The sequence below is a fragment of the Pseudomonas sp. B424 genome (assembly GCF_055408345.1).
Genome location: NZ_JBUZTL010000027.1, coordinates 1 through 25016, shown reverse-complemented (window position 1 = coordinate 25016; position 25016 = coordinate 1). Strand labels below are relative to the sequence as shown.

Below are 25016 nucleotides of genomic sequence, written 5' to 3'. Positions count from 1 at the left end.
AGAAAAAGGAGAGTGCTGTGTCGCGTAGACGCGTCGTAGTCACCGGTATGGGGATGTTGTCGCCACTGGGTGCGGATGTACCTAGCACCTGGCAAGGCATTCTGGCAGGCCGAAGTGGCATTGGTCTGATCGAACACACGGATCTTTCTGCCTATTCCACCCGTTTTGGCGGCTCGGTACAGGGCTTTAATGTTGAGGATTACCTCTCCATCAAAGAATCCCGAAAACTTGACCTGTTTATTCAATACGGTCTGGCAGCCGGGTTTCAGGCTGTGCGCAATTCCGGCCTGGAAGTCACGGACGCCAATCGTGAGCGCATCGGTGTGGCAATGGGGTCGGGTATTGGCGGTTTGACCAATATCGAAGAAACCAGCCGTACCCTGCATGAGCAAGGCCCGCGACGGATTTCCCCGTTCTTCGTGCCAGGCTCGATCATCAATATGATTTCCGGTTTTCTGTCCATCCATTTGGGTACACAGGGGCCTAACTACGCCATTGCGACAGCCTGTACCACCGGTACGCACTGCATCGGCATGGCGGCACGCAACATTGCCTACGGCGAAGCCGATGTAATGATTGCCGGCGGTGCCGAAATGGCTGCCTGCGGTCTGGGCATGGGCGGCTTTGGTGCCTCGCGTGCATTGTCGACCCGTAACGACGACCCGACCCGTGCCAGCCGTCCGTGGGACAAAGGCCGTGATGGCTTCGTTCTGTCTGACGGTGCCGGTGCGCTGGTGCTCGAAGAGCTTGAGCATGCCAAGGCGCGTGGCGCGACCATCTACGCCGAGCTGATCGGCTTCGGGATGAGCGGTGACGCGTACCACATGACCTCGCCTCCGGCTGACGGGGCGGGTGCTGCACGCTGCATCACCAATGCCTTGCGTGATGCGCAGATCAGCCCTGATCAAGTGCAGTACATCAATGCCCACGGTACCTCGACACCTGCCGGTGACCTGGCAGAAGTCTCGGCGATCAAGTCGGTGTTTGGCGACCACGCCTACAACCTGGCCGTGAGCTCGACCAAGTCCATGACCGGTCACCTGTTGGGCGCGGCGGGCGCAGTTGAGGCGATCTTCAGCGTGCTGGCGATCAACAGCCAGATTGCGCCGCCGACCATCAACCTCGATGAGCCCGATGAGGGCTGCGACCTGGACTTCGTGCCGCACACCGCGCGGGAGATGCCGATCGATGTAGTGTTGTCCAACTCCTTCGGGTTTGGCGGTACCAACGGCTCGCTGGTTTTCCGCCGGTACGCCGAGTGATGCAAAGCTGGGTCGACGGTCAACCGGCGAACGCTCTGGCGTCGCTTAAAGACCGTGGGCTGGCCTATGGCGATGGTCTGTTTGAGACCATCGCTGTCAAGGCCGGGCAACCCTTGCTGCTGGAGCTGCATCTGCAGCGTCTGGCGCAGGGGTGTTCCAGGCTGGTGATTGCTGCGGATCAGTCCTTGATTCGCAGCGAGTTGCTGGCTTATGCGCAAGCGATGGGCGAGGGCGTGCTCAAGCTCATCCTGACCCGTGGCGATAGCCTGCGTGGTTATGGCGCGTCCCCCGAGGCCAAGCCTCGAAGAATCCTGCAAGCCAGTCCGGCGGCGGCTTACCCTGATGCCTACGCGCAGCAAGGTATTGCACTGTTTGACTGTGCCACCCGTTTAGCCGAGCAACCGCTGTTGGCGGGGCTCAAACACCTCAATCGACTCGAACAGGTGATTGCGCGCTCCGAATGGCAAGACCCGGCCTACGCCGAGGGCTTGATGCGCGACACCTCGGGCCGTGTGATTGAAGGGGTATTCAGCAATCTGTTTATGGTGCGAGACGGCGTCTTGATGACTGCCGACCTGCACCGTTGCGGCGTGGCCGGCGTGATGCGGGCTGCACTGCTGGCTGAGGCCGTGCGCCTGGCCATCCCTTGTCAAGTCACAGACATCAGCCTTGCGCAGCTGCTGCAGGCCGATGAACTCTTCCTCTGCAACAGCGTGTATGGCGTTTGGCCCGTACGCGCATTTGCAGACCTGAGCTGGCCGGTGGGGCCACTCACCCGTAAACTGCAAGGCATTGCTCGCACCCTATTGGATGTTTGATTCGTGAAACGTAAATTCTTGGTGCTGCTGGAGACAGGTCTGGTGCTGGCGGGCTTGCTGCTGGGCGCCAGTGCCTGGAAGCTCAACTCCGCGCTGGAACAACCCCTCAACCTGACGCAAGAGCAATTGCTCGACGTACCGGCTGGCGCCACGCCGACCGGCACGTTCAACCGTCTCGAAGCCGACGACATCCTGAACGATGCGTTCTGGTTGCGTTTGTACTGGCGCTTCAATCTTGAGGGCCAGCCCCTGCACAGCGGTGAATACCGCATGACCCCAGGCATGACCGCCCAGGACCTGATTGGCCTGTGGCAACGTGGCGAAGTGGTGCAATACAGCCTGACCCTGGTCGAAGGCTGGAACTTTCGCCAGGTACGCAGTGCCCTGGCCAAACATGAAAAAATCGAACAGACCCTCGACGGCCTGAGCGACAGCGAGGTCATGGAAAAACTCGGTCATCCGGGTGTATTCCCCGAAGGCCGATTCTTTCCTGACACCTATCGCTTTGTGCGGGGCATGACAGATGCCCAACTGCTCGAAAAAGCCTACAACCGGCTGGAGAAGGTTCTGGCCCAAGAGTGGGAGCAGCGTGCGCCTGATTTGCCGTACACCGGGCCATATCAGGCTCTGATCATGGCCTCGCTGGTCGAAAAAGAAACCGGTGTGCCCCAGGAACGTGGGCAGATTGCCGGGGTTTTTGTGCGTCGCATGAATATCGGCATGCCGCTGCAAACTGATCCTACGGTGATCTATGGTCTGGGCGAACGTTACAACGGCAAGCTGACCCGGGCCCATTTGCGTGAGCCTACGCCGTACAACACCTACACCATCCCCGGCTTGCCGCCGACGCCGATTGCCATGGTCGGGCGTGAAGCGATTCACGCTGCCTTGCACCCGGTCAGCGGCTCCAGCCTGTATTTTGTGGCCAAGGGCGATGGCAGCCACACGTTTTCCGATGACCTGGATGCTCACAACAGCGCCGTGCGCGAGTTCCAGATCAAGCGCCGGGCAGATTACCGCTCGAGCCCTGCGCCGACCCCTGCTACCGAGCCGGCGAGTACCCCGGTCGGACCGCAAGGCCCGAAAGACACTGATTAAGGATTGCTGCCTGTGACTGGCTTGTTTATTACCCTGGAAGGCCCCGAAGGCGCGGGCAAAAGCACCAACCGTGAGTACCTGGCAGAGCGTTTGCGCGCCGAAGGTATCGACGTGGTGCTGACCCGCGAACCCGGCGGTACACCGTTGGCAGAGCGTATCCGCGAGCTGTTGCTGACGCCCAGCGATGACGCCATGTGTGCCGACACCGAGCTGCTGCTGGTGTTCGCCGCCCGCGCCCAGCATCTGGCCGAAGTCATTCGCCCGGCCTTGGCCCGTGGTGCGGTGGTGTTGTGTGATCGTTTTACCGATGCGTCCTACGCCTACCAGGGCGGTGGCCGTGGAGTGCCGCACGAACGCATCGCGACCCTCGAAACCTTTGTTCAAGGCGCGCTGCGTCCGGATCTGACCCTGGTGTTTGATCTGCCGATTGAAGTCGGCATGGCCCGGGCCAGTGCCCGCGGTCGTCTGGACCGTTTTGAGCAGGAAGGGCGCACGTTCTTCGATGCCGTGCGTAGTACCTACCTCGCCCGTGCCGCCGCCGAACCCGGGCGTTACCGCCTGATCGATGCCGCGCAAACCCTGGAGCAGGTGCAGGGCCAGCTGGACGTATTGTTACCGCAAATGTTGGGGCTACACCGTGGCTGAGGCCTATCCGTGGCAAGACAGCCTGTGGCAGCAGATGGCCGGGCGTGCGCAACATGCCCACGCCTATTTGCTGCACGGGCCGGCGGGTATCGGCAAGCGGGCGCTGGCCGAGCGACTGATGGCCAGCCTGCTGTGCAAGCAGCCGGTCGGGCTTGAAGCCTGCGGCGCGTGCAAGTCCTGCTCGTTGCTGGCTGCCGGGAGCCATCCCGACAACTACATCCTTGAGCCTGAAGAGGCTGACAAGGCGATCAAGGTCGATCAGGTGCGCGACCTGGTCAGCTTTGTGGTGCAGACCGCCCAATTGGGCGGGCGCAAGGTGGTGCTGGTCGAGCCGGTGGAGTCGATGAACATCAACGCCGCCAACGCCTTGCTCAAAAGCCTTGAAGAACCCTCGGGCAACACTGTCTTGCTGTTGGTCAGCCATCAGTCCAGCCGGCTGCTGCCGACCATTCGCAGCCGTTGCGTGCAGCAGGCCTGCCCTTTGCCGAGCGAGGCCTTGAGTCTCGAATGGCTGGCCGGCGCTCTGCCTGATACCAGCGATTCCGAGCGGGCCGAGTTGTTGACCCTTGCCGCCGGTTCGCCACTGGCGGCTGTCAAATTGCAGGCCCAGGGTGTTCGCGAGCAGCGGGCGGCCGTCGTGGACGGGGTCAAGAAGCTGCTCAAACGCGAATTGTCAGCCACGCAACTGGCTGAAAGCTGGAATGCAATTGCGCTGCTGCTCTTGTTCGACTGGTTTTGCGACTGGTCGAGCCTGATCCTGCGTTATCAGCTGACCGAGGACGAAGCCGGCCTTGGGCTGGAAGACATGCGTAAAGTGCTGCAATACCTGGCGCAGAAAACCCCGCAGGACAAGGTCCTGAATATTCAGGACTGGATTCTCGCCCAGCGCCAGAAAGTACTGGGCAAGGCCAACCTCAACCGGGTGTTGTTGCTTGAGGCGTTACTGGTGCAATGGGCAGGCCTGCCCGGCCAGCGCTGATTTGATCGAATTGAAAAACAGGTAATTTTTGTATGCTCGTTGACTCCCATTGCCACCTCGATCGTCTTGATCTGAGTGCCCATGACGGCTCGCTGGATGCGGCCCTCGAGGCTGCGCGTCAGCGCGGTGTCGGGCATTTTCTGTGTATCGGCGTGAGTGCCGACAACGCGGCTGATGTCAAAGCCCTGACGGACCGTTATGCCGATGTGGATTGCTCGGTGGGCGTCCACCCGCTGGATGTTCAGCCGGGAGCCGCGCCAGCGCTGGACTGGCTGCTGGGCGAGTTGAACCACCCGCGGGTGGTGGCCATTGGCGAAACAGGCCTGGATTACCACTACGAGCCCGAAGCCGCCGAGTTGCAGCAACTGTCGTTCCGCGTACATTTGGACGCGGCCCGGCAGACCGGCAAGCCTGTGGTGATCCACACCCGCGGCGCCCGCGCCGATACCCTGGCCCTGCTGCGTGAGGCGGCGTTGCCCCAGGCCGGTGTGTTGCACTGCTTCACCGAAGACTGGGACATGGCCAAGGCTGCGCTGGACATGGGGTACTACATTTCCTTGTCGGGGATCGTAACCTTCCGCAATGCCGACGCTTTGCGCGATGTTGCCCGTCAGGTGCCAGCAGATCGCCTGCTGGTCGAGACCGATTCGCCTTACCTCGCACCGATCCCCTATCGTGGCAAACCGAACCTGCCGCAGTACGTACGTGAAGTGGCAGAGTTTCTGGCCATGTTGCGCGGTGAGTCCTACGAGCGTTTTGCCGAGCAAACGACTGAAAACTTCCAGCGGCTATTCCCGCTGGCTCGGGTTGCGCAGTCAATCTGACGTGGGAGCGGGCTTGCTCGCGATGCAGGCAACACGGTCTGTCAGAAAGACCGCAGTGATGCAATCGCGAGCAAGCCCGCTCCCACCGTTTTTAAGGTAAACAGCAGGCAAAAAAAACCCGGGCTCTGGGGAATCCGGGTTAAGACCATTAGGAGTAAAACAAAGGCACACATTCCGTTGCTGCCTATATCGGCGAAACACTTTGGGGGGGATGTCACGCCGACATATTAAGTATTGGTCAGCTTTATCCAACGTCCAGCCGGGATTGATCGTTTTTTAAACAGATTTGGAATACCCGTGCTTCGCTTGAGTACTCATTGAATTGCAAGGAAATCGTTTGCAGCCATCGATATGCAGGATGATCCGTGCAATTTAGCGTGACTAATGCATAATACTCCGCTTCTATTTTGACCCCAACAGACCTTTTCTTATGCACAAAGAACCCCGTAAGGTCCGTGAGTTTCGTCGCCGCGAGCAAGAAATTCTCGATACCGCGCTCAAGCTGTTCCTCGAACTGGGTGAAGACAGTGTCACCGTCGAGATGATTGCTGATGCCGTGGGTATCGGCAAAGGCACGATCTACAAGCACTTCAAGTCCAAGGCCGAGATCTACCTGCGCCTGATGCTCGACTACGAGCGCGACTTGAATGAGCTGCTGCATTCCGCTGACGTGGATAAAGACAAGGAGGCTCTGTCGCGGGCCTACTTTGAATTCCGCATGCGTGACCCTCAGCGTTACCGGCTGTTTGACCGCCTTGAAGAAAAGGTCGTCAAAGGCAATCAGGTGCCCGAGCTGGTTGAGGAGTTGCACAAGATCCGTGCTTCCAACTTTGAGCGTCTGACCCTGCTGATCAAGGGCCGGATCAGCGAAGGCAAGCTTGAAGACGTACCGCCTTACTTCCATTACTGCGCGGCCTGGGCCCTGGTGCACGGCGCCGTGGCGTTGTACCACTCGCCGTTCTGGAGCAATGTGCTGGAAGATCAGGAAGGTTTCTTTCAGTTCCTGATGGACATCGGGGTACGTATGGGCAACAAGCGCAAACGTGACACCGACACCCCGCCAGCGGAGTAAGCACCGCCAGCATTTGCTTCATGGCAGATGGCCTTGAAGCTTATACTCAGGCAAGGGTCTGTTGACGTTTGATTGTGAGCCGCGTCGCTGGGTCAAATTTTGCCAGGCAAGGCGCAGGGCGAAGGGAATGGTTGTTCCCTTCTTAAGCCCTGCAACGCAGCCTGGCGAAATTTGACACGCGACCCGAAGGGCCGATAGCCCATGTGGCCCAGGGCGGCGTTGCTCGCAGCTTATTTGGAACAACCCAAAAACGCTGCTCGCGTCTTGCCCTGCACCCCATGGACTATCGGCGCGGCCACAACCAAACGCCAACAGACCCTAGGGCCTTGCTAAAACCTGATTTATGAGTCAGGTTTTGCGGCGACCCATTTCCCCGTGCCGGAGTCATCCATGATTGTCGATCGCCAGGGCAGACGTTTTCGCAATTTGCGTATCAGTCTGACTTCAGCTTGCAACTACGCCTGTACCTACTGCGTGCCCAACGGCAAGCGACTGGTCGCGGCGCAGGATGAGCTATCGGCCGAGGCCATGGTGCGCGGGGTGGCCTATCTGATTGAAGCAGCGGGCATCGAGCGCTTGCGCATTACCGGTGGCGAGCCGCTGGTCAGCCCAAAGCTTGAAACCTTTATGCGTGAAGTCGGGCAGTTGGGGTTGAGTGATATCAGCCTGACCACTAACGGCCAGTTGCTTGCGCGCAAGCTGCCTTTGTTGCTGGACGCGGGCATCCGCCGGCTCAATGTTTCCCTCGACACCCTTGATCCTGAAGCCTTTCGCCGCATTGCCCGGGGCGGCGACCTGCCGACCGTGCTCGACGGCATGCAGCAGGCCCGTGAAGCGGGAATCAAGATCAAGGTCAATATGGTGCCGTTGCGCGGGCAGAACCTGGATCAGGTCATGCCGCTGCTGGAGTACTGCCTTGAACGCGGCTACGAGCTGCGTTTTATCGAACTGATGCGCATGGGGCATCTGGCCAGTGATGGCAATGCCTTCCTGCAGCAGTTCGTCAGCTTGCAGCAGCTGTTGTCGCTGATTGGCGAACGCTACGAGTACTTGCAGGCGGATGCGCCGATCGACGCCACGGCGGTGCGTTACCAGATCCCCGGGCACGGTTACTTCGGGGTGATTGCCAACGAAAGCGTTCCGTTTTGCCGGACCTGCTCGCGCCTGCGGCTGTCCTCCACGGGCTGGTTGCATGGTTGCCTGTCGTCGAGCAATCGCCACTATGTGGGCGACTTGCTGAACAAGCCCCGGCATCAGGCGCTGCCTGCGCTGCAAGGCTTGTTGATGAAAGCCCTGGGGGACAAGCAGGATGTTGCGTTCTCGGGCGGTGCCACTGTAATGAAAATCATCGGCGGGTAACGGCATCTGTGGGAGCGGGCTTGCTCGCGATGCAGGCAGCGCGGTGTATCTGGTCTGTGGCATTGATTGCATCCCGAGCAAGCCCGCTCCCACAGGTAAGCAGTGTTCCGCGCAAACTGGCGCGCAATCTGCATCACGCGGTTACTCGCCGGTTTTCTGTCACCGGCCATCGGGAGAGCGGGATGCGTGGTTTGATTGTATGGCTGACTTTTTTGGCGCTGGGTGGCTGTATGACGGTCAGCGACATGGGCGAGGGTGCGCGCTATCAGATGAGTGACGCGGGCCTGCTCGATCACAGCAATACCCGGCGCAGCAATTCGCTGCGCATCCAGCCCGACTCCTTTATCTATATCGCCCAAGGGCCGTTTGCCCCGATGGGTGACCCGTACGTGCGCCCCAATGTCGTGGCCGAAGAAGCCTTCAACGGTTTTGTCGAATACTTCCCCATGGTGCGCCGCGCCAAAGAGCCGCTGGGGCTCGATCAGGCCATGAGCGAGGCCCGGGGTTTTGGTGCGCATTATTTGCTGTACACCCGTTTCGCCCGTGCCGATGACCGGATCAGCAACAGCGACGAATGGCTCGACCAGGAAGAGATCAGTCGTCTGGGGATCGACAGTGGCGTGATTCAGGTGATGCTGATCGAAACCAGTACCCAGTATTTGATCGACACCGCCACCATTCGCAGTCGTGGCGGTTTGCTGACGTTCCATGACAACAAGCCGGCCGACCTGATTGGCCCGCCGCTCGCCAAGTACGCGCGCAGCTTGATAGGCTTGAGCGATCAATAAGACAAGGAGAGCAACATGAGCGAGCCGGTAGATGTCAGTAACCTGTTGGCGCAAATCCCCAGGGCTGACAAAGGCCTGCCGCCCGTTCACTTGTGGGATACCGCGTTTTGCGGTGACATCGACATGCGCATCGCCCGTGATGGCACCTGGTATTACATGGGCACGCCCATCGGCCGTAAGCCCATGGTCAAACTGTTCTCGACCATCATCCGCCGCGACGGCGATGATTATTTCCTGATCACCCCGGTGGAAAAAGTCGGGATCAAAGTCGATGACGCGCCCTTTGTCGCGGTCGCCCTGGAGGTAGAAGGGGCGGGGGAGCAGCAAATCCTGCGTTTCACGACCAACGTTGACGAGTCCATCAGTGCCGGCAGCGAACACCCGCTGCGTATCGTCATTGACCCGGTCACCCAGGAGCCCGCACCCTACGTGCATGTGCGGCGCAACCTCGAAGCCCTGATCCATCGTAATGTGTTCTACCAACTGGTAGAGCTGGCGGTGGTTCGTGAAGTCGACGGGCAGAACTGGCTGGGCGTGTGGAGCGGTGCCGAGTTTTTCCCCATTGGCCCTGAACCCTAACAATAAAAAATCAGGAGCACTTATGTCGTGGACAGCCGTAACCCCTCACCGGGCAACACTTGGGGAGGGGCCGTTCTGGGACGCTCCCGAGCAGGCGTTGTATTGGGTCGACATTGCCGGCAAACAGGCTCTGCGTCTGCAGGGTGACAACGTTCGGATCTGGCAGATGCCCGAGCACGTTTCAGCCTTTATCCCCTGTGCCAGCGGCGATGCGCTGGTCACTCTGAGCAGCGGCGTATATCGACTTGATCTGGATTCTCCAGGCCTTGATCCGCGCCTCACACTGCTCTGCATCGCCGACCCGCAGCCGGGCAATCGCCCCAACGAGGCCCGTTGCGATGCCTTGGGCCAGCTGTGGCTGGGTACCATGCAGAACAACATTGGCGAGCAGGGCGAGGACTTGCCGATCAAACGCCGCAGTGGCGGGTTGTTCCGGGTCGCGGGCGATGGCCGGGTGACGCCGCTGCTCAACGGCCTGGGGATTCCCAACACACTGTTGTGGAGCGCGGACGGCACCACTCTGTATTTCGGCGACAGCCTGGATGCCACGATTTATCAGTACCCGGTGGCGGCCGATGGTTTTCTGAGCCCGCCCGAGATCTGGCGCGGCCCGCATCCGTTGGGCGGCCCTGATGGCTCGGCGATGGATGCCGACGGGTTTGTCTGGAACGCACGCTGGGACGGCAGTTGCCTGCTGCGCCTGGCCCCCGATGGTCAAGTCGACCGGGTGATCGAGCTGCCCGTCAGCCGCCCCACCAGTTGCGTATTTGGCGGCGCAGACCTGCGCACCCTGTTTATCACCAGCGCTGCCAGCCCCGCCAACCACCCTCTGGACGGATCATTACTGTCGATCCGGGTCGAAGTGCCGGGCGTTCTCTGTACACGATTTGCAGGTTAAATCCCTTAATATGGGATGCAAAATTATATATTGAGATATTGCTAGCCCTGGGTTTATAGTCGGCCACAGCTCCACGCACTCACACTTAAAAAAACAAAACAGGTGAAGTGATGCCGATCTACCCCAGGGTGTTCCCGCGCGCCCCTCCGTCACACCCAACCCTCCAGGCTTTTTAACCGGTCATCGACAGATGCCCGGCTTTCGTCGTGCCTTTTTTCAGGAGTCTTGAATCATGGCTGAACCTCTAGCATTGCCGCCGGTGGCCGAACCACCCCGGGGCGAGCGCCTGAAGAACAAGGTGGTACTGCTGACCGGCGCTGCGCAGGGGATCGGCGAAGCCATTGTCGCCAGCTTTGTGTCGCAACAGGCGAAAATGGTCATCAGCGATATCCAGGCCGAGAAGGTCGAGAAAGTCGCCGCCCATTGGCGTGAGCAGGGTGCAGATGTGCGGGCGATCAAGGCCGACGTCTCCTGCCAGGCAGACCTGCATGCAATGGCCGCACTGGCCATGGAGCTGCACGGTCGGGTCGATGTGCTGGTCAACTGTGCCGGGGTCAATGTGTTCCGTGACCCTCTGGAAATGACCGAGGAAGACTGGCGCCGCTGTTTCGCCATCGACCTGGACGGCGCCTGGTACGGCTGCAAGGCCGTCTTGCCGCAGATGATCGAGCAGGGCATCGGCAGCATCATCAACATTGCCTCAACCCATTCGAGCCACATCATTCCCGGCTGCTTCCCGTACCCGGTGGCCAAACATGGCCTGCTGGGCCTGACCCGTGCCCTGGGCATCGAATACGCCCCCAAGGGCATTCGGGTCAACGCCATTGCCCCGGGGTATATCGAGACGCAACTCAACGTCGACTACTGGAATGGTTTCGCCGACCCCCATGCCGAGCGTCAGCGCGCACGCGACCTGCACCCGCCGCGTCGCATCGGGCAGCCGCTGGAAGTGGCGATGACCGCCGTGTTCCTGGCCAGCGATGAAGCGCCGTTTATCAACGCCTCCTGCATCACCATCGATGGCGGGCGTTCGGTGATGTACCACGACTGAACCCATGATTTGACGTTTAAGGCTTTCAAAACTTTAAAAATAAAAACAAAGGAGTCAGCTATGAAACATCGTCCCGGTATTCGTTCCCTGTGCTGTGCGGCCCTGGCCGTCGGTGCCATCAGTCTGAGCAGTGCGCTGTTGGCCGCCGAGCAGGTAAAGATCGGTTTTCTGGTCAAGCAGGCGGAAGAGCCCTGGTTCCAGACCGAATGGGCTTTCGCTGAAAAAGCCGCGAAAGACAAAGGCTTCACCCTGATCAAGATTGCCGTACCGGATGGCGAGAAAACCCTGTCGGCCATCGACAGCCTGGCGGCCAACGGCGCCCAGGGCTTTGTGATTTGCCCGCCGGATGTGGGGCTCGGCCCGGCGATCATGGCCAAGGCCAAACTCAACGGCCTGAAAGTGATCGCTGTGGATGACCGCTTTGTCGATGCCAGCGGCAAGTTTATGGAAGAGGTGCCGTACCTGGGCATGGCGGCGTTCGAAGTCGGCCAGAAGCAGGGTAATGCAATGGTCGCCGAAGCGAAAAACCGCAACTGGGACTGGAAAGATACTTACGCGGTGATCAACACCTTCAATGAACTGGACACCGGTAAAAAACGCACCGACGGCTCGGTCAAATCCTTGAAGGACGCGGGCCTGCCCGACGATCACATCCTCTACTCGGCGCTCAAGACCCTCGACGTGCCCGGCAGCATGGACGCCACCAACTCGGCGCTGGTCAAACTGCCCGGTGGCGCGAAGAACCTGATTATCGGCGGGATGAATGACAGCACCGTGCTCGGTGGTGTGCGCGCCACGGAAAGTGCCGGGTTCGCCGCGGCCAATGTGATCGGCATCGGCATCAATGGCACCGACGCCATTGGCGAACTGAAAAAACCCAACAGCGGTTTCTTCGGCTCCATGCTGCCGAGTCCGCATATCGAAGGCTACAAGACGGCGACCATGATGTTTGAGTGGATCACCGAAGGCAAAGAGCCGCCGCTGTACACCGCCATGGATGAGGTGACGCTGATCACCCGTGACAACTTTCAGGAAGAACTGACCAAGATCGGTCTGTGGAATTGAGCTGTTTTGCGTTCTCAGCACCGAGGTGGTCATGCAACAGCACACAGCTCATCCAGCACTAACGGACGTCACCGGCAGCCTGCGTTTTAACGGGATCGGCAAACATTTCCCCGGTGTACAGGCGCTGGCCAATATCAGCTTCGCCGCTCACCCGGGGCAGGTGCATGCACTGATGGGCGAAAACGGCGCGGGTAAATCCACGTTGCTGAAAATCCTGGGGGGCGCCTATACCCCCAGCAGCGGCCATTTGCAGATCGGCGAGCAGTCGCTGACCTTCAAGTCCACCGCCGAAAGCATCGCCAACCGGGTCGCGGTGATCCACCAGGAGCTGCACCTGGTGCCGGAAATGACCGTGGCCGAGAACCTGTTTCTCGGGCATTTACCCGCACGTTTCGGTCTGATCAACCGCAGTGCTCTGCGGCAAAACGCGCTGGAGCTGCTCAAGGGCCTGGCTGATGAAATCGACCCCCAGGAGAAGGTCGCCCGCTTGTCGCTGGGGCAGCGGCAACTGGTGGAAATCGCCAAGGCACTGTCCCGCGGCGCCCATGTGATTGCCTTCGATGAACCCACCAGCAGCCTCTCGGCCCGTGAAATCGACCGCCTGATGACCATCATCGGGCGCCTGCGCGATGAGGGCAAAGTGGTGCTCTATGTCTCCCATCGCATGGAGGAAGTGTTCCGGATCTGCAATGCGGTGACGGTGTTCAAGGACGGTCGTTACGTGCGCACCTTCGAGCAGATGAGTGAGTTGACCCACGATCAGTTGGTGACGTGCATGGTCGGTCGGGACATTCAGGACATCTACGATTACCGGCCTCGCGAGCACGGTGACGTGGCGCTCAAGGTCGAGGGCCTGCTCGGCCCGGGGCTGCGCGAGCCGGTGAGTTTCGAGGTGCACCAGGGCGAGATCCTCGGCCTGTTCGGGCTGGTAGGGGCCGGGCGTACCGAGTTGTTGCGCATGCTCAGCGGGCTCACCCGCCATAGCGCCGGGCGTCTTGAACTGCAAGGCGCGCAGCTGACCTTGCGCTCGCCCCGTGATGCGATTGCTGCCGGGGTGCTGCTGTGCCCGGAGGATCGCAAGAAAGAGGGCATCATGCCGCTGGCCAGCGTGGCCGAGAACATCAACATCAGCGCCCGGGGAGCCCACTCGACGTTGGGATGCCTGCTGCGCGGGGTGTGGGAGCGTGGCAACGCCGACAAGCAGATCAAGGCGCTGAAAGTGAAGACCCCAAGCGCGTCACAGAAAATCATGTACCTGTCCGGCGGCAATCAGCAAAAGGCCATTCTCGGGCGCTGGCTGTCGATGCCCATGAAGGTGCTGCTGCTCGACGAGCCGACGCGGGGCATCGATATCGGTGCCAAGGCCGAGATTTACCAGATCATCCACACCCTGGCCGCCAGCGGCATTGCAGTGATCGTCGTGTCCAGCGACCTGATGGAGGTGATGGGTATTTCTGACCGCATCCTGGTGCTCTGTGAAGGGGCGGTGAGCGGCGAGTTGCCCCGCGACCAGGCCAATGAATCCAACCTGTTGCAAATGGCCTTGCCACGCCAACGCGGCTGATGGCGTGAACCCCTGAGAGGTTTTTATGACCGTACAAAATACATCGCTGCCGGCAACCCGTAAAAAACTCGACATGCGGCGCTTTCTCGACGACTGGGTGATGTTGCTGGCAGCGTTTGCGATCTTCCTGCTCTGCACCCTGTTGATCGACAACTTCCTGTCGCCGCTGAACATGCGTGGCCTGGGGCTGGCGATTTCCACCACCGGGATCGCCGCCTGCACCATGCTCTATTGCCTGGCGTCGGGGCATTTCGACCTGTCTGTCGGCTCGGTCATTGCGTGCTCCGGGGTCGTGGCCGCAGTGGTCATGCGCGACACCGACAGCGTGTTCCTGGGTGTCAGCGCGGCGCTGGCGATGGGGCTGATTGTCGGCCTGATCAACGGCATCGTCATCGCCAAGCTGCGGGTCAATGCGTTGATTACGACACTGGCGACCATGCAGATCGTGCGTGGCCTGGCGTACATCTTTGCCAACGGCAAGGCGGTGGGGGTGTCCCAGGAGTCGTTCTTCGTCTTTGGCAACGGCCAGTTGTTCGGCGTACCGGTGCCGATCCTGATCACCATTGTGTGCTTCCTGTTTTTCGGCTGGCTGCTCAACTACACCACCTACGGGCGCAACACCATGGCCATTGGCGGCAACCCGGAAGCGGCGCTGTTGGCGGGGGTCAATGTCGACCGCACCAAAATCATCATCTTCGCCGTCCACGGGCTGATCGGTGCACTGGCCGGGGTGATCCTCGCGTCGCGCATGACTTCGGGCCAGCCGATGATTGGCCAGGGGTTTGAGCTGACCGTGATTTCGGCCTGCGTGCTGGGCGGCGTGTCGCTGAGCGGGGGGGTAGGGATGATCCGGCACGTGATTGCCGGGGTACTGATCCTGGCCATCATCGAAAACGCAATGAACCTTAAAAACATCGATACCTTCTACCAGTACGTGATCCGTGGCTCGATCCTGTTGCTGGCAGTCGTTATTGATCGGTTGAAGCAGCGCTGACCCCCTGAGGTTTGGTTTTTCAGGGTTTAATTTCCCTATATATGAGACTGCAATTTATATATTGAGATTTGCGTGATCTAAGGTTTATAGTCGCCTGCACTGATTCACAGCATTCACTGCTAAAAACAAAACAGGTGAAGCGATGCAGGCGCAATTGATCGCGCTCGATTGGGGGACTACCTCCCTTCGTGCTTATTTACTCGGCCCCGCCGGGCAGGTGCTGAAAATGCGCTCGCTGGCCTGCGGGATCATGCAGCTACCGGGCACGCCCCGGTTCGTTGCCGGTCACTGGTGCACTGACGGCTTTGAACTGGCCTTCGATGATGCGTGCGGCGACTGGCTGCAGGCTCAACCCGGCCTTGCGGTGATCGCCTGTGGCATGGTCGGCAGCGCTCAAGGCTGGCGCGAAGCCCCTTACCGCGAAACCCCCGCCAGCCTCCCGGCATTGAGCACCGCCTTGCAGGTCGTGCGCAGTGTGCGCGGTGTCGATGTGCACATCGTTCCCGGCGTGATTGAGCACTCGACCTTGCCCAATGTGATGCGCGGCGAAGAAACCCAGGTGCTGGGCGTGCTGCACACCCATTCTCACCTCAACGATTGCCTGATCGGCCTGCCTGGCAGCCATTCCAAATGGGTGCAGGTACAGGACAGCTGCCTGGTGCATTTCGATACCTTCATGACCGGCGAGCTTTACGCCGCCGTTTGCGAACACACGATCCTGGGCCGTACCCAGCAACAAGCTGCGCAGTTTGATGCGTCGGCATTCGAGCGCGGAGTGGAGGTGGCGTTGTCGCCGGTCGGTCAACTCGGCCCGCTGTCGACCTTGTTCAGTGCCCGCACCCTGGGCCTGACCGGGCAACTGAGCCCCACACAGCAACCCGACTACGTGTCCGGCCTGCTGATCGGCCATGAGCTGTCAGCGCTGAGCACTGCGCTGCGCCAACGCCTGGGCGGGCAACCGCTGCCCGCGATCATTCTGATCGGTAACACCCAACTCTGTGAGCGTTACCAGCGAGCGCTGGGCGCCTGCGGGTTTACCGATGTGAGCCTGGCAGAACAGGCCACCGAACAGGGTTTATGGCACCTGGCCCAAGCGGCGGGGTTACTCCAACACACTCATCTGGAGGGCTGAGATGCTCAAGCAAGCATTGGCACAAAACGGATTGATCGCCATCCTGCGGGGGCTGCGGCCGCAAGAGGCGCAGGCCATTGGCAAGGTGCTGTATGACGAAGGCTTTCGCACCCTGGAAGTCCCTCTCAATTCCCCTGAACCCTATCAAAGCATCCGCATTTTGCGCGACAGCTTGCCCGCCGACTGCCTGGTGGGCGCGGGTACGGTCCTGACACCCGAGCAGGTCGAGCAGGTCAAGGCTGCGGGCGGACAGGTAATTGTGATGCCCCACAGCGACCCCAAAGTGCTGCGGGCGGCCAAGGCGGCGGGCCTGTACCTGTCGCCGGGAGTTGCCACGCCCACCGAAGCCTTTGCCGCGCTGGCCGAAGGCGCCGATGTGCTGAAGATGTTCCCGGCCGAGCAAATGGGCCCGGCCGTGGTCAAGGCCTGGCTGGCAGTGTTGCCTGCCGGTACCTTGCTGATCCCGGTTGGCGGGATTACCCCGGACAACATGCAGGTGTTTGTGGATGCCGGCGTATCCGGTTTCGGTCTGGGCTCGGGGTTGTTCAAGCCCGGTCTGAGCCCGGCTGACGTGGCGGTTCGCGCCAAGGCCTATGTGCACGCCTGGAACACCCGGCGTCAGGCCGACTGACTGGCGCTGTGGCGCCCCATCGAACAAGAGAGATAACAAGATGAAAATTACCAAGCTGACGACATACCTGGTTCCGCCGCGCTGGTTGTTCCTGAAGATCGAAACCGATGAAGGCGTGACCGGCTGGGGCGAACCCGTGGTCGAAGGCCGTGCCCACACCGTGGCAACCGCGGTGGATGAGCTGTCGGATTACTTGATCGGCAAAGACCCGCGCAACATCGAAGACATCTGGACCGTGCTCTACCGCGGCGGTTTTTACCGTGGCGGGGCGGTGCACATGAGTGCCCTGGCCGGTATCGACCAGGCCCTGTGGGACATCAAGGGCAAGGCCCTGGGTGTGTCGGTCAGCGACCTGCTGGGCGGCCAGGTGCGGGACAAGATCCGCGTCTACTCGTGGATCGGCGGCGACCGCCCGGCCGACACCGCCCGCGCCGCCAAAGAGGCCGTCAGCCGGGGCTTCACCGCGATCAAAATGAACGGCACCGAAGAGCTGCAGTTTGTCGACAGCTTTGAAAAGGTCGATCTGGCGCTGGCCAACGTCGCCGCCGTGCGTGATGCGGTTGGGCCCAATGTCGGTATCGGCGTGGACTTCCATGGTCGCGTGCACAAGCCGATGGCCAAGGTGCTGATGAAGGAGCTGGACCCGTACAAGCTGATGTTTATCGAAGAGCCGGTGCTCAGCGAAAACTACGAAGCGCTCAAAGAACTGGCACCGTTGACCAGCACCCCGATTGCCCTGGGTGAGCGGCTGTTTTCACGCTGGGACTTCAAGCGTGTGCTCAGCGAAGGTTATGTCGACATCATCCAGCCGGATGCGTCCCATGCCGGCGGCATCACCGAAACCCGCAAGATTGCCAACATGGCCGAGGCCTACGATGTAGCGCTGGCCTTGCACTGCCCGCTGGGGCCGATTGCGCTGGCTGCCTGCCTGCAGCTGGATGCGGTGTGCTACAACGCGTTCATCCAGGAGCAAAGCCTGGGTATTCACTACAACGAAAGCAACGACCTGCTCGACTACGTCAAAGACCCGTCGGTGTTCGACTACGACAAGGGTTTTGTCAAAATCCCCAACGGCCCGGGCCTGGGGATCGAGATCAACGAAGAGTACGTGCAGGAGCGCGCGCTGGTGGGTCACCGCTGGCGCAACCCGATCTGGCGTCATGCCGATGGCAGCTTCGCCGAGTGGTGAGTTGTGGGAGCGAGCCTGCTCGCGATTTGGCCAACCCGGTGTGACTGCAATACCGGGCTGATGCAATCGCGAGCAGGCTCGCTCCCACCGCTGTAAACGACCTCAATAACCATAAAAAAGAGGCATGCCCATGTCATCTGCAAGCACTGTCGCGCCCGCGATTTTAGTGGCGCCTAGCCGCAAGCGTTTTTTCATCATGGTTCTGCTGTTTATTACCGTGGTGATCAATTATCTGGACCGCAGCAACCTGTCGATTGCCGCTCCCGCCCTGACCACGGATCTGGGGCTGGACCCGGTGCATGTCGGGCTGATTTTCTCGGCCTTCGGCTGGACCTACGCCGCCATGCAAATCCCCGGCGGCTGGCTGGTGGATCGCGTGCCGCCGCGCATTCTCTACAGCGTCGCCTTGTTGCTGTGGTCGGTGGCCACGGTGATGCTTGGCTTCGCAGCGAGCTTTATCGCCCTGTTCGTGTTGCGCATGGCGGTGGGTGCGCTGGAAGCCCCGGCGTACCCGATCAACAGCCGTGTGGTGACGACCTGGTTCCCCGAACGCGAACGCGCCACCGCCATTGGCTTCTACACCTCCGGGCAGTTTGTGGGGCTGGCGTTTCTGACCCCGGTACTGGCCTGGTTGCAGCACCAATGGGGCTGGCACATGGTGTTCGTCGCCACCGGTGCGGTGGGGATTATCTGGGCCGGAATCTGGTATGCGGTGTACCGCGAGCCGCGTGATTTCAAGGGCGCCAACCAGGCGGAAATCGACCTGATCAGCGAGGGCGGCGGGCTGGTGGATATCCAGACCCAGACCGCCAAACGCAAGGCGCCGTTCAGTTGGCTGGACCTGGGTATCGTGCTCAGCAAGCGCAAACTGTGGGGCATCTACCTGGGGCAGTTTTGCCTGAACTCGACGTTGTGGTTTTTCCTGACCTGGTTCCCGACTTACCTGGTGAAGTACCGCGGCATGGACTTCATCAAGTCCGGCCTGCTGGCTTCGCTGCCGTTCCTGGCCGCCTTTGTCGGCGTGCTGTGTTCGGGGTTTTTCTCCGACTGGCTGATTCGTCGCGGTTACTCGGTGGGCTTTGCCCGCAAGCTGCCGATCATTGGCGGGCTGTTGATTTCGACGTCGATCATTGGCGCCAACTTTGTCGACTCCACGCCGTTGGTGATTGCATTCCTGGCACTGGCATTTTTCGGCAACGGGCTGGCATCGATCACCTGGTCGCTGGTGTCGACCCTGGCCCCGGCGCGCCTGCTGGGCCTGACCGGAGGGGTGTTCAACTTTATCGGCAACCTGTCGGCGATTACCACGCCGATCGTGATTGGCTTCCTGGCCACCGGCGACTCGTTCGCCCCGGCAATCACCTACATTTCGGTGCTGGCGCTGCTGGGTGCACTGTCCTACATCTTGCTGGTGGGCAAGGTTGAACGGATCGAACTGTAGAAGTCAGCCCGCCGGGCGACCATAATGCTGCCCGGTTCTCCCCCCTCTCAATGGAAAGGCTGGCTATGCAGGACGACTCCACAAAAATCGCACCCACCGGTACCCAAACCTTGCTCCGCGGGTTGGCGGTGGTGCAGGCCGTGGCCAATGGCGCGCGCGACCTCAAGGACATCGCTCGGGTGATCGGGACCACGCGCAGCACTACGCACCGTCTGGCCAGTTGCCTGGTGGACGAGCGTTACCTGCGGGTGTTGCCAAAAGTGGGGTATCTGCTGGGGCCCAAACTGATCGAGCTGGGTTTTCAGGCCCGTGAAGAGTTGCCGCTGGTGACGCTGGCGGGGCCATATCTGGACAAGTTGTCGCTGTTGACCGGCGACACCATTCATTTGGCGGTGCGTGAGGATGACGAGGTGCTGTACCTGCACAAGAACCCGGGGCGCAATGGCCCGGAAATGCGTTCGCGGGTAGGGCATCGCATGCCGTTGGCGCGTACCGGTATCGGCAAGGCGATGTTGCTGGATGCGCCGGTGGGGGAATGGCGGCGCCTGTATGAGGCCAGCCATCCAGCCGATGGCAAAAACCTGCAGTGGCCTGAGCATCAGGAAGTGTCGTGGGAGCAGTTCGAAGAGCGCATGCGCAGCTATGTAGCGGGCGGCTATGCGTTTGATCTGGAGGACAACGAACCGTCGATCCGTTGTGTGGCGGCACCGATACGCGATGCCAGCCGCAAAATCGTGGCTGCCATCAGTATCGCCAGTACCGTGCCTTACATGTCACTGGAGAAAATGACCGGGTTGATCCCGGTCATTACCCATGCAGCGCAGCAGATTTCGGCGGAGTTGGGGGGGTAAGACCCTCAACGCAATTGAATGTGGGAGCGGGCTTGCTCGCGATGCAGCCAGCGCGGTTTGTTTCAAGGACCGCAGTGATGCAATCGCGAGCAAGCCCGCTCCCGCAAAAGCCAGTGCTTAGGCTTTCAGCGTTTTCATGTCGATCACGAAGCGGTACTTCACGTCGCCTTTGACCACGCGCTCAAAGGCTTCGTTGATGTTTTTGATGTCGAGCATTTCGATGTCGCAGGTAATGCCGTGCTCGGCGCTGAAATCGAGCATTTCCTGGGTTTCGGCAATGCCACCGATCAACGAACCGGCCAGTACGCGGCGCTTGAACACCAGGTTGAAGGCGTTCAGTGCCGGCTCGACCGGTTCGATCAGGCCAACCAGAATGTGTACGCCGTCAAAGGTCAGGGTTTCGAGGTAGGGGTTCAGGTCGTGCGGCACCGGAATGGTGTCCAGCAGGAAGTTGAAGGTACCGGCCGCGGCTTTCATCTGCTCGTCATCAGTGGACACGATCACGTGGTCGGCACCTTGACGGTAGGCCTCTTCTGCCTTGGCCTGGGAACGTGTGAACAGGGTCACTTGCGCGCCCATGGCCTTGGCGAACTTGATACCCATGTGGCCCAGGCCGCCCATGCCCAGAATCCCGACCTTGTCGCCTGGCTCGACGCCGTAGTGTTGCAGCGGCGAATAGGTGGTGATACCGGCGCACAGCAGTGGAGCGGCGCTGGCCGGGTCGAGGTTTTTCGGGATGCTCAGCACGAAGTGTTCGCTGACAACCATATTGTTCGAGTAGCCGCCCATGGTCAGGGTGCCGTCGATGCGATCCGGGCTGGCGTAGGTTTGGGTCATGCCTTCCAGGCAGTATTGCTCCAGGTCTTCCTTGCAGGCCGAACAGGTGCGGCACGAATCGACCATGCAACCCACACCGACCAGATCGCCGACCTTGTGCTTGGTGACTTTGTCGCCAATGGCCGTCACCTTGCCGACGATTTCATGGCCGGGCATCAGCGGATAAGTCGCGAAGCCCCAGTCATTGCGTGCCTGGTGGATGTCGGAGTGGCAAACGCCGCAGTACAGCACTTCGATGGCGACGTCGTCCGGGCGCGGGGCGCGGCGGTTGAACTGCATTGGCGCCAAAGGGGCCTTGGCATTCTGAGCGGCATAACCGATAGCGTTGTAGGTGACATTGGACATGGAAAACCTCGCGTAGCGTTGACTGTGAACAGGACGCAATTTTGCGCTTACAAGTCTTTCAGGACTATGACGATTCCTCCGCCTGTCATGCCTATTACTCCGGCGTCGAGGGGGAAGTGTCGCTTTATTGACCAATTCTGCGAAGATGCGGCTGTCTATTCCTCTTGTGAACTTCTATCCATGTTTTTGACTCGTCATCGTGATGAGAACGCCATGTTGGTGTCCCTGATTGAGCCGCTGGCCACACAAACCGGCTTTGTGTCGACTTTGCTGCCTGAAGTTCGTGTGGTCTCGGCGTGCCGGGTAGTGGCCCGGATGCCGCAGATTTATGAGCCTAGCCTAATGGTGATAGCCCAAGGCAGTAAGTTGGCCTACCTGGGGCAGCGCACGATGGAATACGGTGCCGGGCATTATCTGGTGCAGGCGTTATCGGTGCCGTTCGAGTGTGAAACCTTTGCCTCTGAAGACGCCCCTTTGCTGGGCGTGGCCATCAGTATCGACCGCGCCGTATTGGGCGAGCTGGTACTGGCCATGGGGCTGGCTCCTGACCGCAGTGCCGTGGCACAGACGCCGGAGTCGATGACCTCGGCGGTTCTGGATGACGACATGCGCCAGGCGGTCGAGCGCCTGCTGCGCTGCCTGCATGACCCGCTGGAGTGCCGGATCATGGGCCAGGCGCGGTTGCGCGAAGTGCTGTTCGCGGCCTTGCGCGGCCCGCAGGCGGGCGTGTTGCGGGCATTGGTCGAGCAGCAGGGGCAGTTTGCGCGGGTGGCGGCGTCGTTGAGCCATTTGCATGAGCACTTTGCCGAGCCGCTGAATGTCGAGACGCTGGCCCGTTGCGCCAACATGAGCGCGTCGACCTTTCATGAGCATTTCAAGCGCAGCACCTTGCTGTCGCCGGTGCAGTACCTCAAGCGCCTGCGATTGTTGCGGGCCCAGCAGTTGCTGTTGAGCGAAGGGTTGGGGGTGGCGCAGGTGGCGTTGCGGGTGGGCTATCAGAGCACGTCGCAGTTCAGTCGCGAGTACAAACGCTACTTTGAGCGCAGCCCGGGGCATGAAGGGGTGGGGTGCTAGCCAGCCGGTGTGACGGGCGTGTTGTGGAAGCGGGCTTGCTCGCGATGCGGGCAGCGCAGTCTGTCAGGCAAACCTGGGCGATCCCATCGCGAGCAAGCCCGCTCCCACAAATCCGGGGGCAATAAAAAAGGCTCCCGAAGGAGCCTTTTTTGACTTACATGTTCGGGTAAGTCGGACCGCCGCCACCTTCAGGGGTAACCCAGGTGATGTTCTGCGACGGGTCTTTGATGTCGCAGGTTTTGCAGTGAACGCAGTTTTGCGAGTTGATCTGGAAGCGCTTCTCGCCGCTTTCCTGGGTGATCACTTCGTAAACGCCCGCCGGGCAGTAACGCTGTGCCGGCTCGTCGTAGAGCGGCAGGTTAACGCTGATCGGGATACTCGCGTCACGCAGCTTGAGGTGGCACGGCTGCTCTTCTTCATGGTTGGTGCTGGAGATGAACACCGAACTGAGTTTATCGAAGCTGAGTTTGCCGTCTGGTTTCGGGTAGTCGATCTTCTTGCAGTCCTTGGCCAGCTTCATGCAGGCGTAGTCTGGCTTGGTGTCGTGCAGGGTGAACGGCAGTTTGCCGCCGAAGATGTTCTGATCCATCCAGTTGAAGCCCGCGCCCATGATCGGACCGAACTTGTGCATCGCCGGGCCGAAGTTGCGGCTGGCGAAGAGTTCGTCGAACAGCCAGCTGGCTTTGAATGCTTCTACGTAGGTGTTGAGTACGTCACCGCCTTCGGAGTCAGCGAGCAGCGAATCTGCCACAGCCTCTGCCGCCAGCATGCCGGACTTCATCGCCGTGTGGCTGCCCTTGATCTTGGCCACGTTCATGGTGCCCAGATCGCAACCGATCAGTGCGCCACCGCTGAAGACCATTTTTGGCAGGGAGTTCAGACCGCCTTTGGCCAGGGCGCGGGCGCCGTAGCTGATGCGCTTGCCGCCTTCCAGGTACTGCTTGAGCACCGGGTGATGCTTGAGGCGCTGGAACTCGTCGAACGGCGACAGGAAGGTGTTGCTGTAGGACAGATCAACGATCAGGCCGACAACGACCTGGTTGTTTTCCAGGTGATACAGGAAAGAGCCGCCGGTATTTTCGCTGCTGATGATGTCCAGCGGCCAGCCGGCAGTGTGAACGACCAGGCCTGGTTGATGCTTGGCCGGATCGATTTCCCAGATTTCCTTGAGGCCGATGCCGTAGTGCTGGCTGTCGGCGTCGCTGTCGAGCTTGAAGCGTTCGATCAGTTGCTTGCCAAGATGGCCGCGGCAGCCTTCGGCGAACAAGGTGTACTTGCCGCGCAGTTCCATGCCGGGGGTGTACAGGCCTTCTTTCGGGTTGCCTTCGCGGTCAACGCCCAGATCACCGGTGATGATCCCGCGGACTACGTTGTTTTCGTCGAACAGGACTTCCTGAGCAGCAAAGCCGGGGTAGATTTCTACGCCCAGGTTCTCGGCCTGTTGTGCCAACCAGCGGCACAGGTTGCCCAGCGAGATGATGTAGTTGCCTTCGTTGTGCATGGTTTTAGGCACAAACAGGTCAGGCACCTTGGTCGCGGTGCTGTCGCTGCGCAGTACATAAATATCGTCGCGGGTAACCGGGGTGTTGAGCGGGGCGCCCAGCTCTTGCCAGTCCGGGAACAATTCGTTCAGGGCACGGGGTTCAAACACCGCACCGGACAGAATGTGAGCACCGACTTCGGAGCCTTTTTCAACCACGCAGACGCTGATTTCTTTACCGGCTTCGGCGGCCTTCTGCTTTAAGCGGCAGGCGGCGGACAAACCGGCGGGGCCGGCGCCGACGATGACCACGTCGAATTCCATGTACTCGCGTTCCACAGGCTATCTCCTACTCAAGGCTCAACGGTGTTTTTCTAATTGGAGGTTTGGCGTTTCATCCATTATTCCCTCGGCCCGGGGCCGAAGACGCAATGGATGATGCACCGCTCTCTCTATGGGCGCGCATTATATCTACACCACTGGCAGCGTCCAATACAAACGTTTGTTTGAATCCTCTGCAAGCCAGATAAAACAAAGACGCACGGCTCAAAACTGGCCTATTTGCTGTATTGACCGCAAATGGCGTTCCGGTCAAGATACGGTCGGTTTTGCGCTCGCCGTAGGCTGATTGTCGGTTTCAAGAGCACCTCTAAAGACAGGGCACAGGCACGAGCCTGTAGGAGCCTGCCATTTTTTGAGCGGAGTTTACACGTCCTTTCGGTGGATGACTTGGTAGTCACACCTGATAGACGGCCGCAAGAGAAGGACTTGGCACTCGTCTCTTCTAATAAGGAAGGCAACGATCTTTGGAGGTGCCCTTGTGCCAATGAGCATCAACCGCCAGGTTCGCCTAGGCGACTTTCTTTTCACCGGAGAGTAACGAGGAATCCATGAAGGTTCTTGTAGCTGTCAAACGAGTGGTCGATTACAACGTTAAAGTACGCGTCAAAGCGGACAACTCCGGCGTTGACCTCGCCAACGTCAAGATGTCGATGAACCCCTTCTGCGAAATCGCAGTGGAAGAAGCCGTACGCCTGAAA

General features: G+C 60.1%; 23 protein-coding genes and 1 pseudogene. 22 read left to right on the top strand and 2 right to left on the bottom strand.

The genetic code is table 11. The features are described 5' to 3' along the window. Nucleotides 1-17 precede the first annotated feature (17 nt). The 20 genes from fabF to ACZRMS_RS22385 all read left to right on the top strand — a co-directional run bounded on the left by fabF (nucleotide 18) and on the right by ACZRMS_RS22385 (nucleotide 20240). Entirely contained in the window at nucleotides 18-1262 is a 1245-nt protein-coding gene (gene fabF / locus ACZRMS_RS22480; protein ID WP_463997134.1) for a beta-ketoacyl-ACP synthase II, read from the top strand. Beyond that, complete coding sequence (pabC, locus tag ACZRMS_RS22475) at nucleotides 1262-2080, top strand: aminodeoxychorismate lyase (RefSeq protein WP_463997163.1); 819 nt, start codon at nucleotides 1262-1264, stop codon at nucleotides 2078-2080. Before fabF ends, pabC begins: the two co-directional genes overlap by 1 nt. Before the next feature lie 3 nt (nucleotides 2081-2083). Beyond that, a complete protein-coding gene (gene mltG, locus ACZRMS_RS22470) occupies nucleotides 2084-3178 on the top strand; it encodes an endolytic transglycosylase MltG (protein ID WP_463997133.1) in 1095 nt (364 codons plus the stop codon). Between the two features lie 12 nt (nucleotides 3179-3190). Next, the gene (gene tmk, locus ACZRMS_RS22465) at nucleotides 3191-3823 is read left to right on the top strand and encodes a dTMP kinase (protein ID WP_463997132.1); all 633 of its coding nucleotides are present in this window, start codon (nucleotides 3191-3193) and stop codon (nucleotides 3821-3823) included. Then, nucleotides 3816-4802 (top strand): DNA polymerase III subunit delta', encoded by a 987-nt coding sequence (locus ACZRMS_RS22460; RefSeq protein ID WP_463997131.1) that lies wholly within the window; start codon nucleotides 3816-3818, stop codon nucleotides 4800-4802. The genes tmk and ACZRMS_RS22460 overlap by 8 nt, the downstream gene beginning before the upstream one ends. Before the next feature lie 32 nt (nucleotides 4803-4834). Beyond that, complete coding sequence (locus ACZRMS_RS22455; RefSeq protein ID WP_463997130.1) at nucleotides 4835-5626, top strand: TatD family hydrolase; 792 nt, start codon at nucleotides 4835-4837, stop codon at nucleotides 5624-5626. 430 nt (nucleotides 5627-6056) lie between these two features. Beyond that, nucleotides 6057-6698: a TetR/AcrR family transcriptional regulator gene (locus ACZRMS_RS22450; protein ID WP_048358794.1), complete on the top strand. Its 642-nt coding sequence runs from the start codon at nucleotides 6057-6059 to the stop codon at nucleotides 6696-6698. A 390-nt stretch (nucleotides 6699-7088) separates the two neighbouring features. Then, nucleotides 7089-8057, top strand: a complete 969-nt coding sequence (locus ACZRMS_RS22445) for a GTP 3',8-cyclase MoaA (protein ID WP_463997129.1) — start codon at nucleotides 7089-7091, stop codon at nucleotides 8055-8057. A 182-nt stretch (nucleotides 8058-8239) separates the two neighbouring features. Next, nucleotides 8240-8845: a DUF4823 domain-containing protein gene (locus ACZRMS_RS22440; RefSeq protein WP_463997128.1), complete on the top strand. Its 606-nt coding sequence runs from the start codon at nucleotides 8240-8242 to the stop codon at nucleotides 8843-8845. 15 nt (nucleotides 8846-8860) lie between these two features. Beyond that, nucleotides 8861-9424, top strand: coding sequence for a DUF1285 domain-containing protein (locus ACZRMS_RS22435; RefSeq protein ID WP_463997127.1), 564 nt, complete (start codon nucleotides 8861-8863; stop codon nucleotides 9422-9424). A gap of 22 nt (nucleotides 9425-9446) precedes the next feature. Beyond that, nucleotides 9447-10322 (top strand): SMP-30/gluconolactonase/LRE family protein, encoded by an 876-nt coding sequence (locus ACZRMS_RS22430; protein WP_463997126.1) that lies wholly within the window; start codon nucleotides 9447-9449, stop codon nucleotides 10320-10322. A 232-nt stretch (nucleotides 10323-10554) separates the two neighbouring features. Further along, nucleotides 10555-11373, top strand: a complete 819-nt coding sequence (locus ACZRMS_RS22425) for an SDR family oxidoreductase (RefSeq protein ID WP_463997125.1) — start codon at nucleotides 10555-10557, stop codon at nucleotides 11371-11373. Between the two features lie 60 nt (nucleotides 11374-11433). Continuing rightward, nucleotides 11434-12438, top strand: a complete 1005-nt coding sequence (locus tag ACZRMS_RS22420) for a substrate-binding domain-containing protein (RefSeq protein WP_463997124.1) — start codon at nucleotides 11434-11436, stop codon at nucleotides 12436-12438. Between the two features lie 31 nt (nucleotides 12439-12469). Beyond that, nucleotides 12470-14002 (top strand): L-arabinose ABC transporter ATP-binding protein AraG, encoded by a 1533-nt coding sequence (gene araG, locus ACZRMS_RS22415; protein ID WP_463997123.1) that lies wholly within the window; start codon nucleotides 12470-12472, stop codon nucleotides 14000-14002. A 25-nt stretch (nucleotides 14003-14027) separates the two neighbouring features. Then, complete coding sequence (gene araH / locus ACZRMS_RS22410; protein ID WP_463997122.1) at nucleotides 14028-14996, top strand: L-arabinose ABC transporter permease AraH; 969 nt, start codon at nucleotides 14028-14030, stop codon at nucleotides 14994-14996. A 142-nt stretch (nucleotides 14997-15138) separates the two neighbouring features. Further along, nucleotides 15139-16128 carry a 2-dehydro-3-deoxygalactonokinase gene (locus ACZRMS_RS22405; protein ID WP_463997121.1) on the top strand — a complete coding sequence of 330 codons (990 nt, stop codon included), beginning with the start codon at nucleotides 15139-15141 and terminating at the stop codon, nucleotides 16126-16128. A gap of 1 nt (nucleotide 16129) precedes the next feature. Further along, nucleotides 16130-16759 (top strand): 2-dehydro-3-deoxy-6-phosphogalactonate aldolase, encoded by a 630-nt coding sequence (locus tag ACZRMS_RS22400; RefSeq protein ID WP_463997120.1) that lies wholly within the window; start codon nucleotides 16130-16132, stop codon nucleotides 16757-16759. Between the two features lie 40 nt (nucleotides 16760-16799). Next, on the top strand, nucleotides 16800-17948 hold the full coding sequence (gene dgoD, locus ACZRMS_RS22395) for a galactonate dehydratase (RefSeq protein WP_463997119.1): 1149 nt from the start codon (nucleotides 16800-16802) through the stop codon (nucleotides 17946-17948). A 130-nt stretch (nucleotides 17949-18078) separates the two neighbouring features. After that, nucleotides 18079-19389 (top strand): MFS transporter, encoded by a 1311-nt coding sequence (locus tag ACZRMS_RS22390; RefSeq protein ID WP_463997118.1) that lies wholly within the window; start codon nucleotides 18079-18081, stop codon nucleotides 19387-19389. A gap of 65 nt (nucleotides 19390-19454) precedes the next feature. Further along, on the top strand, nucleotides 19455-20240 hold the full coding sequence (locus ACZRMS_RS22385; RefSeq protein ID WP_463997117.1) for an IclR family transcriptional regulator: 786 nt from the start codon (nucleotides 19455-19457) through the stop codon (nucleotides 20238-20240). A gap of 117 nt (nucleotides 20241-20357) precedes the next feature. Here ACZRMS_RS22385 and ACZRMS_RS22380 read toward each other — a convergent pair whose 3' ends face one another. Next, nucleotides 20358-21422 carry an NAD(P)-dependent alcohol dehydrogenase gene (locus ACZRMS_RS22380; RefSeq protein WP_463997116.1) on the bottom strand — a complete coding sequence of 355 codons (1065 nt, stop codon included), beginning with the start codon at nucleotides 21420-21422 and terminating at the stop codon, nucleotides 20358-20360. Nucleotides 21423-21602: 180 nt separating this feature from the next. On the opposite strand from ACZRMS_RS22380, the gene ACZRMS_RS22375 reads away from it, so the two are divergent. Further along, nucleotides 21603-22496: an AraC family transcriptional regulator gene (locus ACZRMS_RS22375; RefSeq protein WP_048358779.1), complete on the top strand. Its 894-nt coding sequence runs from the start codon at nucleotides 21603-21605 to the stop codon at nucleotides 22494-22496. 154 nt (nucleotides 22497-22650) lie between these two features. Here the strand turns inward: ACZRMS_RS22375 and ACZRMS_RS22370 are convergent, their stop codons facing one another. Beyond that, on the bottom strand, nucleotides 22651-24315 hold the full coding sequence (locus ACZRMS_RS22370; RefSeq protein ID WP_463997115.1) for an electron transfer flavoprotein-ubiquinone oxidoreductase: 1665 nt from the start codon (nucleotides 24313-24315) through the stop codon (nucleotides 22651-22653). Nucleotides 24316-24866: 551 nt separating this feature from the next. On the opposite strand from ACZRMS_RS22370, the pseudogene ACZRMS_RS22365 reads away from it, so the two are divergent. Then, nucleotides 24867-25016 (top strand): annotated as a pseudogene (locus tag ACZRMS_RS22365) (electron transfer flavoprotein subunit beta/FixA family protein); the annotation flags it as partial.

Bases quoted from the DNA above. Each gene is read 5' to 3' on its own strand.
- pabC (WP_463997163.1), top strand. From the start codon at position 1,262: ATGCAAAGCTGGGTCGACGGTCAACCGGCGAACGCTCTGGCGTCGCTT.
- ACZRMS_RS22455 (WP_463997130.1), top strand. From the start codon at position 4,835: ATGCTCGTTGACTCCCATTGCCACCTCGATCGTCTTGATCTGAGTGCC.
- ACZRMS_RS22450 (WP_048358794.1), top strand. From the start codon at position 6,057: ATGCACAAAGAACCCCGTAAGGTCCGTGAGTTTCGTCGCCGCGAGCAA.
- ACZRMS_RS22445 (WP_463997129.1), top strand. From the start codon at position 7,089: ATGATTGTCGATCGCCAGGGCAGACGTTTTCGCAATTTGCGTATCAGT.
- ACZRMS_RS22440 (WP_463997128.1), top strand. From the start codon at position 8,240: ATGCGTGGTTTGATTGTATGGCTGACTTTTTTGGCGCTGGGTGGCTGT.
- ACZRMS_RS22435 (WP_463997127.1), top strand. From the start codon at position 8,861: ATGAGCGAGCCGGTAGATGTCAGTAACCTGTTGGCGCAAATCCCCAGG.
- ACZRMS_RS22430 (WP_463997126.1), top strand. From the start codon at position 9,447: ATGTCGTGGACAGCCGTAACCCCTCACCGGGCAACACTTGGGGAGGGG.
- ACZRMS_RS22425 (WP_463997125.1), top strand. From the start codon at position 10,555: ATGGCTGAACCTCTAGCATTGCCGCCGGTGGCCGAACCACCCCGGGGC.
- ACZRMS_RS22420 (WP_463997124.1), top strand. From the start codon at position 11,434: ATGAAACATCGTCCCGGTATTCGTTCCCTGTGCTGTGCGGCCCTGGCC.
- araG (WP_463997123.1), top strand. From the start codon at position 12,470: ATGCAACAGCACACAGCTCATCCAGCACTAACGGACGTCACCGGCAGC.
- araH (WP_463997122.1), top strand. From the start codon at position 14,028: ATGACCGTACAAAATACATCGCTGCCGGCAACCCGTAAAAAACTCGAC.
- ACZRMS_RS22405 (WP_463997121.1), top strand. From the start codon at position 15,139: ATGCAGGCGCAATTGATCGCGCTCGATTGGGGGACTACCTCCCTTCGT.
- ACZRMS_RS22400 (WP_463997120.1), top strand. From the start codon at position 16,130: ATGCTCAAGCAAGCATTGGCACAAAACGGATTGATCGCCATCCTGCGG.
- dgoD (WP_463997119.1), top strand. From the start codon at position 16,800: ATGAAAATTACCAAGCTGACGACATACCTGGTTCCGCCGCGCTGGTTG.
- ACZRMS_RS22390 (WP_463997118.1), top strand. From the start codon at position 18,079: ATGTCATCTGCAAGCACTGTCGCGCCCGCGATTTTAGTGGCGCCTAGC.
- ACZRMS_RS22385 (WP_463997117.1), top strand. From the start codon at position 19,455: ATGCAGGACGACTCCACAAAAATCGCACCCACCGGTACCCAAACCTTG.
- ACZRMS_RS22380 (WP_463997116.1), bottom strand. From the start codon at position 21,422: ATGTCCAATGTCACCTACAACGCTATCGGTTATGCCGCTCAGAATGCC.
- ACZRMS_RS22375 (WP_048358779.1), top strand. From the start codon at position 21,603: ATGTTTTTGACTCGTCATCGTGATGAGAACGCCATGTTGGTGTCCCTG.